14 protein-coding genes are annotated in these 17,502 nt (G+C 45.3%); 9 read left to right on the plus strand and 5 right to left on the minus strand.

Annotated features, from left to right (window positions below; translation table 11 throughout):
* Positions 1-69: 69 nt before the first annotated feature.
* From ACXAGP_RS06345 to ACXAGP_RS06370, 6 genes are all read left to right on the plus strand, one after another.
* Positions 70-573 carry a TlpA disulfide reductase family protein gene (locus tag ACXAGP_RS06345; protein ID WP_475260271.1) on the plus strand — a complete coding sequence of 168 codons (504 nt, stop codon included), beginning with the start codon at positions 70-72 and terminating at the stop codon, positions 571-573.
* A gap of 93 nt (positions 574-666) precedes the next feature.
* Positions 667-1,794 carry a M14 family metallopeptidase gene (locus tag ACXAGP_RS06350; protein WP_475260273.1) on the plus strand — a complete coding sequence of 376 codons (1,128 nt, stop codon included), beginning with the start codon at positions 667-669 and terminating at the stop codon, positions 1,792-1,794.
* A gap of 50 nt (positions 1,795-1,844) precedes the next feature.
* Complete coding sequence (locus ACXAGP_RS06355; RefSeq protein ID WP_475260274.1) at positions 1,845-3,521, plus strand: alanine/glycine:cation symporter family protein; 1,677 nt, start codon at positions 1,845-1,847, stop codon at positions 3,519-3,521.
* An 83-nt stretch (positions 3,522-3,604) separates the two neighbouring features.
* Positions 3,605-3,934 carry a hypothetical protein gene (locus ACXAGP_RS06360; protein ID WP_475260275.1) on the plus strand — a complete coding sequence of 110 codons (330 nt, stop codon included), beginning with the start codon at positions 3,605-3,607 and terminating at the stop codon, positions 3,932-3,934.
* A gap of 13 nt (positions 3,935-3,947) precedes the next feature.
* The gene (locus ACXAGP_RS06365; protein WP_475260276.1) at positions 3,948-4,229 is read left to right on the plus strand and encodes a YeaC family protein; all 282 of its coding nucleotides are present in this window, start codon (positions 3,948-3,950) and stop codon (positions 4,227-4,229) included.
* Positions 4,219-7,026 carry a DUF349 domain-containing protein gene (locus tag ACXAGP_RS06370; protein ID WP_475260277.1) on the plus strand — a complete coding sequence of 936 codons (2,808 nt, stop codon included), beginning with the start codon at positions 4,219-4,221 and terminating at the stop codon, positions 7,024-7,026. The genes ACXAGP_RS06365 and ACXAGP_RS06370 overlap by 11 nt, the downstream gene beginning before the upstream one ends.
* A 58-nt stretch (positions 7,027-7,084) precedes the next feature.
* On the opposite strand, the gene ansA is transcribed toward ACXAGP_RS06370, so the two are convergent.
* Together ansA and sppA are read right to left on the minus strand one after the other, a co-directional pair.
* On the minus strand, positions 7,085-8,095 hold the full coding sequence (gene ansA / locus ACXAGP_RS06375) for an asparaginase (protein WP_475260278.1): 1,011 nt from the start codon (positions 8,093-8,095) through the stop codon (positions 7,085-7,087).
* Between the two features lie 267 nt (positions 8,096-8,362).
* Complete coding sequence (gene sppA, locus ACXAGP_RS06380) at positions 8,363-10,225, minus strand: signal peptide peptidase SppA (RefSeq protein WP_475260279.1); 1,863 nt, start codon at positions 10,223-10,225, stop codon at positions 8,363-8,365.
* A gap of 139 nt (positions 10,226-10,364) precedes the next feature.
* Here sppA and ACXAGP_RS06385 point away from each other — a divergent pair, with 139 nt between their 5' ends.
* Both ACXAGP_RS06385 and ACXAGP_RS06390 read left to right on the plus strand, forming a co-directional pair.
* Complete coding sequence (locus tag ACXAGP_RS06385; RefSeq protein WP_475260280.1) at positions 10,365-12,395, plus strand: oxidoreductase; 2,031 nt, start codon at positions 10,365-10,367, stop codon at positions 12,393-12,395.
* A 175-nt stretch (positions 12,396-12,570) separates the two neighbouring features.
* Positions 12,571-14,124, plus strand: coding sequence for an FG-GAP-like repeat-containing protein (locus tag ACXAGP_RS06390; RefSeq protein WP_475260282.1), 1,554 nt, complete (start codon positions 12,571-12,573; stop codon positions 14,122-14,124).
* Between the two features lie 49 nt (positions 14,125-14,173).
* On the opposite strand, the gene ACXAGP_RS06395 is transcribed toward ACXAGP_RS06390, so the two are convergent.
* Positions 14,174-14,725 (minus strand): NAD(P)H nitroreductase, encoded by a 552-nt coding sequence (locus ACXAGP_RS06395; RefSeq protein ID WP_475260284.1) that lies wholly within the window; start codon positions 14,723-14,725, stop codon positions 14,174-14,176.
* A 180-nt stretch (positions 14,726-14,905) separates the two neighbouring features.
* Here ACXAGP_RS06395 and ACXAGP_RS06400 point away from each other — a divergent pair, with 180 nt between their 5' ends.
* A complete protein-coding gene (locus ACXAGP_RS06400) occupies positions 14,906-15,148 on the plus strand; it encodes a hypothetical protein (protein WP_475260285.1) in 243 nt (80 codons plus the stop codon).
* A 55-nt stretch (positions 15,149-15,203) separates the two neighbouring features.
* Here the strand turns inward: ACXAGP_RS06400 and ACXAGP_RS06405 are convergent, their stop codons facing one another.
* Positions 15,204-15,464: a helix-turn-helix transcriptional regulator gene (locus ACXAGP_RS06405; protein ID WP_338292008.1), complete on the minus strand. Its 261-nt coding sequence runs from the start codon at positions 15,462-15,464 to the stop codon at positions 15,204-15,206.
* Between the two features lie 544 nt (positions 15,465-16,008).
* Positions 16,009-17,406, minus strand: a complete 1,398-nt coding sequence (gene asnS / locus ACXAGP_RS06410; protein ID WP_475260287.1) for an asparagine--tRNA ligase — start codon at positions 17,404-17,406, stop codon at positions 16,009-16,011.
* Positions 17,407-17,502 lie beyond the last annotated feature (96 nt).

The raw sequence follows: 17,502 nt of genomic DNA on the forward strand, positions 1-17,502 counted from the left end.
GCTTGAAATAAAAACCCGGCTTGCCGGGTTTTTTGTTATTTATCATTCTAGATTTGGTACTTTACCTGGATGAAATTAAGCAAACCTTTACGTTGGGCGCTGGAAGCGCTGGTCTTTCTACTTGTCATCTATGGCATCTCGCGTTGGCAGTCGCGAGAAATGTTGCCCTCTGATGGCAGTGAAATGGCAACCCCCATGACACTCGTCACCCTTGAAGGTGATACGCAGTCTCTGTTTGACCCCGGCCAACGAACCCTTGTGTATTTCTGGGCACCCTGGTGCCGGGTTTGTGCTCTGAGTATCGGTAGTTTGCAAAATGTCGAAAATGACAAGTTACGAGTGGTTACGGTAGCGATGGATTTTGATTCAATAGAGGCTGTGACTGTGTTTGTCCAAAACCACCAGGTTACGGCTCCTGTAATGTTGGGTAATCGGCAACTCAGTAAAGAATTCCAGATACAAGGCTATCCTAGTTATTACCTGCTAGATGAGCAGGGCAGTATTGTGGCTAAGAGCATCGGGCTTAATACCTCCATTGGTATTAAGCTAAATGATTGGTTATCCCGGATATAAACTTTTGTGCTGCAGTTATAGCCCGGTTTTACTTGGGCTTGCAGGGGCTTTTGTGCTAGATTATTCCGCGTTTAAATTCCGGGAATAATTATAATGAGAATTAGTGCCAACTTTGACAGTGGCAACATCAAGGTGATTCGACAAAATGCACCTGATGATATCGAACTTCAGTTGAACAAAGACAATAATTCTGAATTCGCCCAGTGGTTTCATTTTTGTCTGGAAACCATGCCGTTTCAGGCCCACACACTTAAACTTACCGGGTTAAAAGACTCTGCTTACCCTGATGCTTGGGATGGTTATCAAGCGGTGGCTTCCTACGATAGAGAAACCTGGTTTCGAGTGGATTCCGAATTTGATGAAGGCACCCTTACCATTGAGTTTACTCCCGAAAATCAATTCACCTGGTTTGCCTACTTTGCTCCTTACAGCTACGACCGACACCTGGATTTGGTCGCCTGGGCACAAGCGCAATCCAGTTGCAGTGCGGCTTTTTTAGGCCATACCCTGGATGGTCGCGATATGACAATGCTGACCATTGGTGAGGAAGATGAAGGAAAACTCAAAGTCTGGATAACTGCGAGACAGCACCCCGGCGAAACCATGGCCGAATGGTTTGTGGAAGGTATGTTAGAGCGACTGCTCAACGAGGACGACGCAATGTGTCAGGCACTGTTAGAGCGCTGCGTATTTTACGTTATCCCCAATATGAACCCGGATGGTTCTGCGCGAGGACATCTGCGCACCAATGCCAATGGTGTTAATCTAAACCGCGTTTGGCACGACCCACAGGAAGACAATGAGCCAGAAGTGTTTTATGTGCTTAATAAAATGCGCGAAACGGGTGTCGATCTTTACCTTGATATTCACGGAGATGAAGCAATTCCCTATAACTTCATCGCAGGCTGTGAAGGCAACCCCGGATTTGACGAACGTATGGAACAACTGGAGGCGAAGTTTAGCGAAACTTTGCTGGCGGTAACGCCAGAGTTTCAGGTGGAGCAGGGCTATCCCAAAGATGCACCGGGTGAAGCCAACATGACAGTCGCATCCAATGCTGTGGGCAGTTACTTCGATTGCCTGGCATTGACTGTTGAAATGCCATTTAAAGACAATGATAAATTGCCCGATCCGCTATATGGCTGGAGCCCGGAACGCAGTAAGCGTTTTGGCGAAGACATGTTAACGGCGATTTTCAATATCAAACAACAATTAAGATAAATCTAATTACATAACTATAAAAACGGAACAATAAGTAAGAGGGCAAACCTTTGGAAGCATTTGGAAATTTTTTACTGCTGCTGGACAGCTATCTCGGGAGTTCATTCTGGTTCCCGTATGTATTACTAGGAACGGGTTTGTTTTTTACCCTCTATCTCAAGTTTCCTCAGATACGTTACTTTAAACATGCCATTAAAGTCGTTTCAGGTAAGTATGATCGAAAAGGAGATGAGGGGGATACCTCTCACTTTCAGGCGTTGACCACTGCCTTATCAGGTACAGTAGGCACCGGTAATATCAGTGGTGTTGCCCTGGCCATTTTCCTTGGGGGGCCTGCGGCACTATTGTGGATGTGGGTAACCGCATTTTTGGGTATGACCACTAAATTTGTTGAGGTCACTTTATCCCACAAGTATCGCGTCAAAACTGAAGATGGCACCATGGCGGGTGGTCCAATGTACTTTATGGACCGTCGTCTGAACATGAAGTGGCTGGCGGTGGGGTTTGCCATTGCTACGGTAATCAGCTCCTTTGGCACGGGTTCTTTGCCTCAGATCAATGGTATCTCCACCAGTATGGAAGCTACCTTTGGTATTGAGCCTATTTTAACGGGTGCTGTATTGGCAGTGTTGCTGGCGCTGGTTATCTTGGGCGGAATTAAACGTATCGCCGCTGTAACTTCAAAGATCGTGCCCTTCATGGCTGGCCTTTATATTGTGGGTGCTTTAGCCGTAATTTTTTACAACATCGAAAACATCGGTCCTTCATTTGTCTCTATTTTCGAATATGCCTTCACGGGCTCTGCTGCAGTGGGGGGGTTCTTGGGGGCGAGTTTCGCTTACGCCTTTAACCGTGGTGTGAACAGAGGTTTGTTCTCCAACGAAGCAGGTCAAGGTTCGGCTCCCATTGCTCACGCTTCTGCTAAAGCGCACGAGCCTGTATCCGAAGGTATGGTTTCCATTTTGGAACCTTTCATCGATACCATCATTATATGTACATTAACCGGTTTGGTAATTTTGTCTTCGGGTGTCTGGAACGAGAAGTTTGAGAACCAGTTTGACCGTACTGATATGGTGATTTTGTCGGGGCAATACGAGCAGAATAACGAGTCTAATAAACTCGAATTGTACAAGTATCTAAATCAAGACGGTGAACATTCTGTTGAATCATACACTGGTAAGATTGAAGTGGTGTCAGGCAAAGCGTTAGGTAAAGACTTTACCATCATAAACGCGCGCTCTATTGCCGAAGATGTCCGCTTTACGTTAAGTAGCAATGACGACCCCTTCACAGGCACATTGGAAGTGGTAGATGGTAAGTTTGTGAAAGAAAATATTGTGGTAACCGGTAAATCCTTGATCCACTCGGCAACCCTGACCACAAAAGCCTTTACACGCGGCTTTTTTGGGGAGTCTGGTCAGTACATTGTGTCTATTGGCTTATTGCTCTTTGCCTTCTCTACTGCAATTTCCTGGTCTTATTACGGTGACAGGGCGATGACCTATCTCTTAGGGCCGCGCTCTATCATGCCATATCGAGTATTTTACGTAGCGGGATTCTTCTGGGCTTCCTTCTCAGATACCACGCTGATTTGGTATCTGTCCTACGTGGCTATTGTCGTGATGACCTTGCCTAACCTGTTTGGTATTTTGATGTTGCGTAAAGAGATGCGCGAAACTGTTGATAAATATTGGCAGGACTTTGAAAAAGAACAGCAATCAAAATGATTCAAAGCGCGGCACCGACCGCGCCTTTTTATATCCCCGTTTTTGATAAACTTAAGCAAATCAATTTGGAGTAGTGTTAGTTAATGTCTATTGTGAATTGCATGTCATGCAACAAAAAGATATCCAGTCGTGCACAGTCTTGCCCTCACTGCGGCTTTTCTAAAAGTGGTATGTCTGAAGATGACACAGAACGCAAATTGCGTCACAAGCAGTATTTAAAAATTCAATCAATTAATACCCAGGCCGCGGCAGCGGTTATCCTTTTTGTTGCCGGTTTTGCCTACATGTATTGGGGGGGGATTGACCCTTCTGAAACAGAATGGTACATCGCCATGTCAATTTCGAGTGTTGGTTTTTTCTGGTATATCATCAATCGTATTCGTATGGTGATAGCCAAGCGCGCCAACCGTTAGAGTAAATAAATAGATGACACCAGAGAGCCTCTTACAGGCAATGACGCCTGAAATTTATGAGCGACTTCGTCAGTCAGTAGAGACAGGTAAGTGGCTCGACGGTGAGCCCTTGAGCGTGCAGCAGAAAGAAACCTGCATGCAAGCCATTATTATGTACCAGTCCAGAATACTGGCCAGTAAAGAGCACATGACAGTTAATGAGCACGGTGAAATCGTGCATTTATCGAAACGTGAATTAAAAGAACAATTCAATCCTCAGCAAGATATTGCCCGGTTCAGCCAAGATGATTTTTAGTAAACTTTTCCAACCTAAATACAAGCACAAAGACCCACTCATTCGCATTCAGGCCATAGATACGCTAAGTGCTGAAGAATCGCAACACAAGTCGGTACTACACGAGTTGGCCTTCAATGACAGCGATAGCCGAGTGAGTGTTGCTGCCCTAAACAAACTCAACAATTTTGATCTTTGGTGGAAGATGATGGAAATTGCCAAAGATGAACGCATTGCCAAACACGCGCGAAGGAAAGTTGAAGGGGCTTTGTTGGGCAGCAACGACGTGGCGATTTCACCGCAGGCCAGAACAGCGTTTATTAAAGAGTGCAAAAATAATTCTCTCCTTGAAGTGCTATTGCAAAAGCAGGCCATTGACGAATCTGATACGGCTTTGTATTTAGCTGTAATCAAGCGACTGAACAAGCCGCAATTGACCCTAAGAACAATGCTTAATACCGCTAATAAAGCGCTGCAACAATCGCTGTTTGAGGACGTTAAGGATGAAAGTGAGCTGTTGAGGATCGCTAAAAAGTCAAAAGACGAAGCGTTGACCAAACAGGCGCAACAGCGGATTGAGGCAATACAAGCAGAAAGAGAAAAACCAAAACAATTAGAAAAAGACAGTACCTTGGTGTTGTCAAAATTGTTGGCTCTGACAGAAGAGCAAGAATACGAAAAGTTTGCTCGGACGCGTGAGGAACTACAGCAAAAATTTGCAGTGCTAAAAGGGGATTTTGAAATACTCGATCCAGAGTTAGCAGAGTCGTTTATTCAAAAATACGCTGATATTGAACAAAAGCTCGAAAACAAAGCGCAACGTCTGCAAGGTGAATGGGACGAAGAGCAGGCGCTGGCTCGCACCAGTGCCGCGTTGAAAGAAGCAACAGAGCGTTGTGAGCAAGTCCTTTCCGTGGTAGAGCAGGCATTAAGTGGTCATGCTGCACAGATTACTCTCGGTGAGCTTGAGTCTTTCAACGAGAAAATCAGTCTGGCAGAACAAGACCTTGATAAGATGCTGGCGGCTAATTTAAGTGATGCTGAACGCCGCGGTATTGAAAAGCTGATCAATCAACTATTGAGCAGTCGCACCAGTCTGGATGCCTTGCCTGCTTTGCAACAGGCGTTAGTACAGGCCGAGGAGCTGTTAACCCAATTTCAGAAGCTCAATACACCCAATGACATCAGTCAAATCGACGCTGCTCAGGCTCACCTGGATGAAACAGCTTCCCGCTGGAAGGATTTATCTTCCGCTTACCCTTCTATCTGGCCCAAAGCGTTGCAAAATCGTTGGAAGGAAAGCGCTTCTCAATGGCGTAAAGCCATTAAAGAGTTGCGTAATACGCTGCATGACAAGGTGTCGCGTATACGCGGACGACTCAATGGCATTAGCCGCACAATAGAGCAGGGAAGGTTTAAACAGGCGCTGCGCCACTATGAGCAAGTAAAAGCTGAGTTTTTACTATTACCTGAAAATCAACAAGCGAAAATGTCGCGCCAGTTTGAAAAGGTTAAAGAGCAAATCGAAAACCTGAAGGATTGGCAGGCTTATGTTGCGACCCCTAAAAAGCCTGAACTGTTGAAAGAAATTGAGCAACTGGTACTAAACCCAATTGAGCCTGAAGACCAGGCTGAGCGAGTGAAAGCGCTGCGTAAAGAATGGAATTCTCTCGGGGTTGTTGATACTGAAACCGATGAATTGCTGAACAAAGCCTTTGATCTGGCTTGTGAGGAAGCTTTTAAGCCTTGTCGTGAATTTTATGCCGCTCAGGAACAAGAACGTTTGCAAAACCTCAATGCCAAAAAAGCGTTGCTACAGGCGTTAGCAGATGCACCTCAAGAAAATGTCCCGGAGTTAAGTAAAACTCTGAGAGAATTTCAGGCTGACTGGAAAAGCATTGGGGCGGTAGATTACAAAGAGCTAGATTCTTTAAACCAAGAGTACAAGCAAACCGTTGAGCCAATAAAACAGCGAGTAAACCAATTCTACCAGGATAACGCGGAAGTTAAACAAGGTCTGTTGCAAAAGGCCGAGGCTCTATTGCAGGTTGAGGACTGGAAAGAGGCTACTAATAGCGCCAAAAAGCTTCAGGAGCAGTGGAAGAAAATTGAATTTGCCGGGCAGCGACTGGAGAATAAATTGTGGGCTGATTTCCGCAGCATCAATGACAAGATTTTCGCTAAAAGAGAAACCGCAATCAACGCAGAAAATGATGCTGCGACCCAGCGGATAGCAGATTTACACGAGCAATTGAAAGCAACCGCAGGCGCGATTTTAGATAGCGCTAAAAAGTCAGAAATCACTGAATTCATTGAACTGCAACTGAGTCCGGCTTTACAAGAGCTGCAAGCCTTGCCACGTAAGCTTAACGCAGATGCTTTCCAATTTGCGCAACAATTAAAAGCAAAACTGGAAGAGAAGTTGTTGTATCTCGGTGATACTCAGCGCCATGAGCAATATCAGGCGGTGTTTGATGTAATGCAACAATGGCAACACTCAAACGCTCCCGACGTAGCTGCTGAACTACCTAATTATTGGCGTCAGGCGTTTCATACTGCGAACGTAACAGAGCACGATTTAGGGCATTTTGACCGCCATCAGCTGACCCTTTTATTGGAGTTGTTGTTGGATAAAAACTCACCTTCTGAGGACGCTGAGCAGCGCAAGCAAATGCAGTTGCAATTGATGACTCTGAAGCTCCAGGATGGTGTAAATCTCGATCCGGATGAGATCCTGCGCAGCTGGATCACTCTCGGAAGTCTTAGTAAAGCTGACGAGGTTTTATTAGAGCGTATTAAGGCTTTATTTTTAAATTAGCCAGGCTCTAACAAGATAGTTGCCCGGGATGCATCTGCAGTGAATACCGGGCAATAAACTATTGACTTAACTCACCTTTGATATCGCTACTCATAACTTTTCGAGCAATATCAAAATCCAGCCCCTGACTCAGTAGATAGTGTAATTTTGCTAATGCAGCCTCCGGTGTCATATCCATTCCAGAAACGACACCCACTTGCTGTAATGATTTCCCTGTTGCGTAACCTTCCATGTTCACTTTGCCATGCATGCATTGGGTGCAATTAACCACCATAATCTGTTGCTCACAGGCGTTTCTCAGTTCGTTTAAAATGCCTTCGCTTTGAGGAGCATTGCCAACTCCATAGCTCAACAATATCAGTGCTTTTACCGGCTGCATCAGCGTATTTCTGATGACCTTGTCACTAATGCCTGGATAGAGGGTAATTACGCCTACTGGCTGCGGTGCAACTTCGTTTATTTTTAAACAATTGCCTTTTGGCAAAGACACACTGCCTGCGACCAGCTCAATATTTATTCCCGCTTGCAACAATACAGGATAGTTAGGCGAGGTAAATGCATCAAAGCCATCGGCATCGGTTTTACGGCTGCGATTACCCCGCAATAGTTTATTGTTGAAGAACAGTGAGACTTCTGGAATGGGGTAGTTAGCGGCTATATACAGGGCATTCAACAGATTGGTTTGTCCGTCTGAGCGCAACTCTGCCAATGGGATCTGTGAGCCTGTAACAATAACGGGCTTGTCCAGCTCATCCATCATAAAAGACAGAGCTGAAGCCGTAAAAGCCATAGTGTCAGTGCCGTGCAGGATAATGAAACCATCAAACTGTTGGTAATTTGCCTCAATATCTTTGGCAATCTGCATCCAATGAGAGGGATCCATATCAGATGAGTCGATGAGGGAATCGTATTCGTGAATGACGAATTCGGGCATTTCTGGTCGATAGAATTCTGGCATTTTCTCCACAGTTGCGGCTAAAAAGCCTTTGACTGGAACATATCCCTTATCTGATGGGCGCATGCCAATCGTACCGCCTGTGTAGGCGACATATATTTTCTTCTTTTGCATTTTTGTGCGGTTTTATGGCCTTGTGAATTTGTGCACAGTATGACATTTAAAGAGGGGGAAAAAAAAGATTTATGCGGGCTCAGAAGTTATATTTCGCGGGATACAGACATAAAAAACCGGGCGTCACTGCCCGGTGAAAGAGAATTGATAATACGTTAACGCTGTCTATATTATCACCAGTTGGTGTATTTATTAAACATTTTTTACAGCATTAGCGTATTTTTTTCTTTTTGCTTGATTGTGAGTGCCTTTTGTCCTTTTTTAGACTTAAAAATCACACATCATGCACAATGCATAAATACCACGAGGATCGTTCAACTTGGCGATATCTTCGTAATCGGCAACCAGTTCTTGCACCATCTGCATCAATCGGTGATCGCTGTCTACCTGGATGGCTTTACCGATAATAGAGGAAGCGCCACCGAAGAATTCCTTCCAGAAAAGTTCTTCAGGTGAAAGTGTTCGCTCAACGTATTGAGTGTCGTAGCTGTCCATTTCTGCAAGCGCTGCCGCAGCTTTTACGGCATCGTTCAGGTAACCCAGTTTATCTACCAGACCGAGCTGCTGTGCAGTTTCACCTATCCAGACTCTGCCTTGTGCCACTTCATCCACCCGCTCAGGTGTCATGTTTCGGGCGTCAGCGACCAGCGTAATAAACTGATCATAGCCATGTTCAATACTGCGCTGGAAAATATTTCCGATTTGAGGGTTGAGGGTTCTGGCTGCGGAAAAAGCACCAGTGAATTCCGTGGTGCCAACCCCATCACTATTGATACCAAGCCAAGCAAGGGTGTCCTCATAGGTCATAAACATGCCGAAGATACCAATTGAACCTGTAATAGTGGAAGGAGCCGCCCAGATTTCGTCGGCATTGGCGGATATCCAATAGCCACCAGATGCCGCCATTGAACTCATCGATGCTACTACAGGTTTACCAGCCTCTTGCAGTAATTTGACTTCTTGGCGGATGATCTCAGAAGCAAACGCACTACCTCCCGGAGAATCTACCTGTAATACCACTGCTTTGATGTTGTCATCTTCCCTGGCTTTACGCAGCAATCTAGCGGTGCTGTCTCCACCAATGGTACCTGCTTTTTGTGAGCCGTCTAAGATTGTGCCTTTGGCCACCACGATACCCACTTTGTCGGTACCGTTATTCATCAGCATCGGATTGGGTTTAACCAGTTGCAGATAGTCACCAAAACTGATGTTGTTATAGCCTCTTTTCGATGCATCTTTATCAGCAACTTGAGTAATTTCCAGTAGTACTTCTTCGCGAGTTTTAAGTGCATCAACCCAATTATTGTCTAAAGCGTACTGAGCAAAGTTACCATTTGCCTGTTCAAACTTTTCCATAAAGGCGTCGATGCGCTCATCGAAGTTTTCAACACTAAAACCTCTGGCCTCGGCCACATCGGCTTTATACTGATCCCAAAGGCTTGTTAACCACGCCTGATTCGCTTCTTTTGCTTCTTCTGACATGTCATCACGTAGCACGGGTTCAACCGCTGACTTGAAGGTGCCCACTCTGAACACGTGAGTTTTTGCTTTAAGCTTTTCTAACGCTGACTTGAAATAGGTCTGATAGCGTCCGAAGCCATCCAGAAACATGAAGCCCATGGGGTTGAGATATACGTGATCTGCGTGGCTGGCCAGGTAATATTGGCCCTGTGAATAGTAATCGCCAACAGCATAAACAGGTTTACCTGAACCTTTAAAATCTTCAATAGCCAAAGCGATTTGTTTGAGCTTATCCATCCCTGCGCTACCAAGACCATGAAGATCCAGTACCATGGCACTAATACGGCTGTCTTCTCTGGCATTTTCGATGGTCAGCAAGACGTCTTGCAACAACACTTCGGGATTGTCATCCCGCTGGTCGAAAGCTTCACGCATAAACTCGTCGAATGGATCCACGCTTTGTTTTTGAATGACCACATCACCATACAGGTTTAAAACAAACGCGGAGTTCTTTGGTACGCTGATCTTGTCATCTTGGGACATTATTGCGGCAATGATAAATACCACGATCCCGATGAAAACAAGGTTAAACACCAAATTGCGTAGAAAATTTAATAGCGACCAAATCCCTTTGAAAAACGATTTTGTCCAACTCTTATCTGCAGACATAATTCTCTCATATTCTAACAACTGTCTATAATCGTACCTAAACTCAGGCCAATAACACAGCCAGAAATGTAATTTTTTATGTTGTGTACAGAAGCAAAATCGTTACACTGAGAATAAAAACAGGTAAGACCAGTTAGTTATGAATAAAAATCCTCATTACCCTCACTTATTTGAACCGCTTGATCTGGGGTTCACGACATTAAAAAATCGTACTTTAATGGGCTCAATGCACATTGGCCTCGAAGAAGAGAAAGGCGGCCATGAAAAAATGGCAGCTTTTTACGCAGAGAGAGCCGCGGGCGGTGTTGGCTTGATTGTGACTGGCGGTATCGCACCTAATTATCAAGGGTGGGTTATGCCCTTTGCCGCTCGCATGACCAAAAAGAGTCACGCTAAAAAGCACCAGCAAATTACCCAAGCGGTGCATGAGCAGGGCGGTAAAATATGCATGCAAATACTCCATACCGGACGTTACGCTTATCATCCTTTTGCCGTGGCGCCCTCAGCGCTGAAAGCGCCTATTAACCAGTTTAAGCCTAAAGCGTTGTCCGCACGCGGTGTTAGACAAACCATTAAAGATTATGGCAAAAGCGCCTTGATGGCTAAACATGCGGGCTATGATGGGGTAGAGGTCATGGGCTCTGAAGGGTATCTGATAAATCAGTTTCTGTGTCCCAGAACCAATCACAGAGATGATGAATGGGGTGGTTCTTTCGAGAATCGCGCACGCTTCGCAGTGGAGACAGTTAAATCCGTGCGTGAGCATGTGGGCACTGACTTTATCATTATTTTCAGATTGTCTATGTTAGATTTGGTGGAAGGCGGCAGTAATTGGCAGGAAGTGGTGGCCTTAGCCAAAATGATAGAGGAAGCGGGTGCTACTATTATCAATACTGGCATAGGTTGGCATGAAGCGCGTGTACCGACAATTTCCACGTCCGTGCCAAGAGCCGCGTTTACCTGGGTTACAGAACGTCTGAAAGGGGAAGTCTCTATTCCCTTGATCACCACTAACCGCATTAATACCCCTGAAGTGGCGGAAGAGATTCTGGCCAGCGGTCAGGCAGACATGGTGTCCATGGCGCGTCCATTTTTAGCTGATTCCGATTTTGTGAAAAAGGCACAAGAGGGCAAGGCGGATCGCATAAACACCTGTATTGCCTGTAATCAGGCCTGTCTGGACCATGTTTTTCAACGCAAAAGAGCCTCGTGTCTGGTAAATCCGCGCGCGGGATATGAAACAGAGCTCAATTTCCCGTTAACCAATCACAAGAAAAAGATTGCTGTTGTAGGTGCCGGTCCAGCTGGTTTGGCATTTTCCTGCTATGCAGCAGAGCGTGGTCACGAAGTACATCTGTTTGATCAGGCGAGCATTATTGGTGGGCAGTTCAACTACGCAAAACGCATTCCTGGCAAAGAAGAGTTTTATGAGACATTGCGTTATTTCGATAATCGTTTAAAAGATGCCGGGGTGCATGTGCACCTTAATAGTCCTCAAACAGCCGAAAGCATTGCCAAAGGCGGTTTCAATGAAGTGGTGTTGGCCACGGGAATTCGACCCAGGCAGCTGGCCATCGAGGGAATTGAGCATGAGAAAGTCATGACCTATCTGGATGTGTTACGCGACAATAAACCCGTCGGGCAAAAAGTGGCTATCATTGGGGCTGGCGGTATCGGTTTTGATGTTGCCGAGTTTATTGCTGAGGAGCACTCGCTTACCGTTGATCCGGAAAAATGGCTGAAAAATTGGGGCATAGATAAGGACTACAAGGAACGTGGGGCACTCACTGAACCCGAGCATCCCCCATGTGAGAAGGAAATTTATTTGTTGCAACGCAAAACCTCGAAAGTAGGTAAGGGGCTGGGCAAAACCACAGGCTGGATCCATCGAACGTCACTACAACAAAAAGGCGTTAAGATGATGCCCGGTGTGACTTATGACCGAATAGATGACACCGGGTTGCACATAACTATCGACGAAAAGCCAATGCTTTTGGCGGTTGATACAGTAATTGTCTGTGCGGGACAAGAGCCATACAAAGCTTTCCATGAAGAGTTAGCCCAGCTGTCTGACGCTACCGTGCATATTATTGGTGGTGCAGATGTTGCCGCAGAACTTGATGCCAAGCGCGCTATTCGTCAGGGAGCAGAGCTCGCTGCTGTCATCTAGATGACGAGCAAGGCACGTTTGCGTGCCTTGCTCAATGTATCGTTTAGCAACTGTGTCTAATCGGAAACAGTTCACAAATCACTAAATTTCCTTTTGAAAAGTGAAGCAACAATTGCCACACTGTTGTCACGCTCAATCTGGCAAAACAATGTTTTGTCTGTAAGGAATCTATTCTATGAAGATTAAAATTACAGCTACTGAACGGCGCTCCTCTCGCGCGTTTGTTGCTTTTTCGCTGGCTGCTTCGGTTTTGTTAGCAACGGGTCAGGCACAGGCCAATCGGTTTGGTATCGATGGTGGTGAGACTGCCACAGGTTTACAGGGCATGACCTGTGCTCAATCTAATTGTCACTCTTCCGGACAGGATTTCAAGTCTTCTCTGGCTTTTTCCGGAGACACGGAGGTCACGCCAGGCAGTGTAAATGATGTCAGTTTAGTCTTGAGTTTTAGTGCTCCCTCAAGCGTTACCTCGGCTGTTGCCGGATTTCAGGCGGAGTTATCCGATAGTAACGCCTTTTTGATCGCAGGGGATGCACAGCTGGTGGATGACGGCAAATTGAGTCACATGACGCCGCAATCCGCCTCCAGCAATACCGCTACTTTCTCGTTTCAATGGCAGGCACCTGAAGTGGAGGGCAGTGTAACCCTTTATGCTTGTTCTCAACCAGCGAATAACGATTTCTTGCAAACTGGCGATGACTCTTCTCCTGCCTGTATTGAGCAGGTGATTAGCGTGGCAGAAGAGGATGTGATTGATCCAGTAGAGCCAAGTAATTTTGTGGCTTACGATTATGATGGTGACGGATTAGCTGATGTTGGTGTGCGCAGACCTTCCAATTTTTATCAATACATAAGTAATTCATCCGATGCTGAAATCCAGCGTCACGTATTCGGTCAAAACAGTGCTGACATCCCGGTTTCAGGAGATTTTGACGGTGATGGTATCGCGGATATTGCTGTGAGAAGGCCGTCCACTTTCTTTTGGTACATTAAGAACAGTTCCGATGGTGAGATTCAACGGATTCAATTCGGTCGTAACGCCGATGATATTCCCGTCCCAGCAGATTATGACGGTGACGGTATCACGGACGTTGCCGTTCGACGTGCGTCCAACCAAATGTGGTACATATTGAATTCCAGTGATGGCGAGATCCAACGTATTAATTTTGGGTTGCAGGAAACTGATATTCCTGTGCCTGCAGATTACGATGGCGATGGTATTGATGATGTGGCGGTCAGAAGACCATCCAACTTTACCTGGTATATTCTGCGTTCCTCAGATGGTGAGATAGACCGTATTGTATTTGGCAGAGATCAAGATGATATTCCGGTTCCTGCTGATTATGATGGTGATGGTAAAGCCGATGTGGCAGTGCGTCGTGCTTCAAATCAATTTTTCTACATACTGAATAGTTCAGACAGTGAAATTCAGCGCATTAACTTTGGTAAACAGTCCGAAGACGTGCCTATTGTTGCGGATTACGATGGCGACGGTAAAGCCGATGTCGCCGTGAGAAGGCCCTCTACCCAATTCCAATACATACTGCGCAGTAGTGATGAATTGATAGAGCGCATTCAGTTCGGTCGTCAATCCACTGATGTGCCTCTAGCTGGCCCGGTGCTAACACGCATGGAGATGGTGGAGCAGGCGAATACCGCCGGTAAAAGATTAGCTGTTGTTGAAGAAGAATGGGCTGATATGGATTTTATCCAGCAAGAACCACAATAACTTGCTAACCAGACGTAATGGCTGATGTCGCATCAGCCATTACTTATCTTTAATCCCAATGTTCGAAATACTCATCCAGGTCGCTGATTTGCTTTTCAACGTTTTCAGCACCTGGAGTACCGAGATACAAGAATCCCATAATTTCATCTTGTTCTTCTAAATATAGCGCTGACTTCAGGTTTTCGTCTTGGGCGTACGCACCAGTGCGCCAAATTCCTTGAAAGCCCTGTGCCACTGCGGCCATTTGCATTGCGCTCATGGCGCTCGCTGCAGCAGCTACCTGTTCAACCCAAGGTACTTTGGGATGCTCTTTGTACTTCATGATGGTAATAATCACCATGGGAGCTCTGAGCGGTAGTTCGGGGGCTCTTTCGATATCCCTGTCACTCATGTCACTGGCGATAGCTGCTTGCTCAAGTAGATCACCGAGTTTTTTCCTGCCATTACCTTCACAAACAATGAATTGCCAAGGTTTTAGTGAGGCATGATCAGGGGCCCTGAGGGCGGCTCTTTTAATATTGGCAAGTGCCTCACCACAAGGCGCAGGTTCTTTCAGGCGAGGTTGCGACTGTCGGTTCACAAGTAATTCTATTGCATCCATGTGCAAATACCTTTGGTTATCAGCCAATTTACGGTGATTTATAACCAAACATTGAGGCATTTACAAACGCTAATGTCAAAAACTATGGGTGAAACAGCGGCTGATATGGTTTGAGCATTTTACCTTTTAAGGTACTAAACTGTATCTGCACAACATTCCATCTGATGGAGTTGCTAGAATATGAGCAATGACAAGTCCAAAGCGAAAAATAATGCTAACTCTGACAACAAGGTGTCGGGAGGATTTATGGGATTTTTCAAACGCCACAAGACTAAGGTCAACAATAAGCCAACCGTTTCAGATACGTTAGTTCAATTTGCGGAAGAAGATTCGAAGCGCATAGCTGTGCTTATCAAAAATTGGTTAGAAGCCGATGAGAAAGCCAGAAACAAGCTTATTAAGGGTAATAAGTCTCGCAGATAATAACGGGCAGAAGTGACGAAACAATTCTGGGCCCGCAGGCCCAGACAGCAATTTATCAGGCGCTTTCAGAAGCAGACATTAAATCAATTTCTGAATCGCTGTTATCACGTTCGATGTACATTTTGATCAATTCAGCAGGTTTGAATCCGCACGCCATAGACATTGCCAGGAATTGGTTCATGCTAGGTGAACCTACGTTTTTTTCCCAGTTCTCATAAGTTTTACGTGTTTTAACGCCAGCAAATTCTGCCATTTGAACTGTAGTCTTACCCGCTCTTAAGCGCATGATGCGTAAATCAGTACCTGTAATAATCATCTTTTAACACCCCATCTATTAAAGATTAAATTGGAATCATGGAATTCATTCTTTCAGTGATGTAATGGTAAAAAATATTTTGTGGGACGAGATTAACATGCCTAAAAAAGACCTCTGAAATTTAATAAGTGTATGAAATAAAAAAGAAAAAAGTTTGAATTTTTTTTGAAGCGTTTACATTTTTTAGGCCTTCAGGGGCATTAATGGCCCGGATACCATTAAAATTGCGGTTATTGGGAATGATAACTTCTCTCATTCTCTTCTGGAGAGCAGTGTGATGTGCTTGTTCTTAAACATAACAAAGTACATATTTGTCACATTCTGCAGTGAGAGTCGCTGAAAATAATATTCGTGGAATATTAAGAGTGAAATTTATACCTGGTTTATAGCCAATGTCTTACACCTAAGTAAATGATTTTCTTATACATACAGTGTCAATATGGAGATGTGCCGCCACAGTTTAGTCTGATCGAATGGAAGAAAAATTTGAGTCTTTGAGGGTAAAGTTCAGGCACCTGCAAAAGGTGCCTGAGGATTGAATATACTAGTATTCGGCGTTGCCAGGCGTTCTGGGGAAAGGAATGACATCTCTGACATTTTGCATACCAGTGACATAAGCTACCAGTCTTTCAAATCCAAGGCCAAATCCAGAGTGAGGCACTGAGCCGTAGCGTCTTAAATCGCGGTACCAGCTATAGTCTTCTTTTACCAGATCCATTTCTTCCATACGTTGGTCGAGCACGTCCAGGCGCTCCTCACGTTGCGAGCCACCGATGATTTCTCCAATTCCCGGGGCGAGTACATCCATGGCTGCCACCGTCTTACCATCGGGATTCATGCGCATGTAAAAGGCTTTGATATCTTTAGGGTAATTCTGCATGATGATGGGAGCTCCCACATGCTCTTCAGCCAGATATCTCTCATGTTCAGAGGCAAGGTCAATTCCCCATTCCACAGGGAACTCGAATTTTTTGCCACAGTTTTTCAAAATTTCAATGGCATCGGTGTAGTCCATGCGCACGAAGTCTTGTTCTATGACCTTTTCCAGACGGCTAACCGCTTCTTTGTTGATACGTTGTGCGAAGAATGCCATATCATCAGCACGTTCTTCTAATACGGCTTTGAATACATATTTCAACATGTCTTCTGACAGCTGCGCAATATCAGCAAGGTCGGCAAAGGCTACTTCCGGCTCAATCATCCAGAATTCAGCCAGATGTCTACTGGTATTGGAGTTTTCAGCTCTGAAAGTCGGACCAAAGGTATATACCTTAGAAAGTGCACAGCAGTAAGTTTCTACATTTAACTGACCTGATACAGTCAGAAATGCCTCATTGCCGAAAAAGTCTTGTGAATAGTCGACATCGCCTTTGTCGTTGCGTGGTAAATTCATCATGTCCAGCGTTGAAACTCTGAACATTTCACCTGCGCCTTCAGTGTCACTGGCAGTAATAATTGGCGTACTGATCCAGTAGTAACCACGTTCGTGGAAGAATCGGTGAATTGCTTGGGATAAACAGTTTCTCACACGTGTTACGGCACCAATAACATTGGTTCTGGCTCGCAGGTGCGCGTGCTCGCGCAAAAATTCGATGCTGTGACGTTTGGCGGCCATTGGATAAGTGTCGGGGTTTTCCACCCAACCCAATACTTCAACCGCTGTGGCTTCGATTTCCAGTGCTTGTCCGGCACCCTCAGATTCTTTGAGTACACCAGAAACGGAAACAGAGCAACCTGCTGTAAGTTTTTGCACATCAGCGTAATTATTCAGGGTATTTAATGCGATGACCTGAACTGGGTCAAAGCAGCTGCCATCATGCACTGCAACAAAGGATAAACCAGCTTTGGAATCGCGACGTGTGCGAACCCAACCTTTCACGACAATTGTGTCTCCTGCATTGTACTTTCCACTAAGTACATCTACGACGGCGGCGTGTGCCATTCAAATCTCCAATCAAGAATTTAGTTAAGTCACTTTGATAGCGACAAGAGGTTTTCAGGGTTACACAGAGTAACCGGATATCGTATGTTACTTTTT

The organism is Planctobacterium sp. AWM4_229 (genome assembly GCF_056160305.1).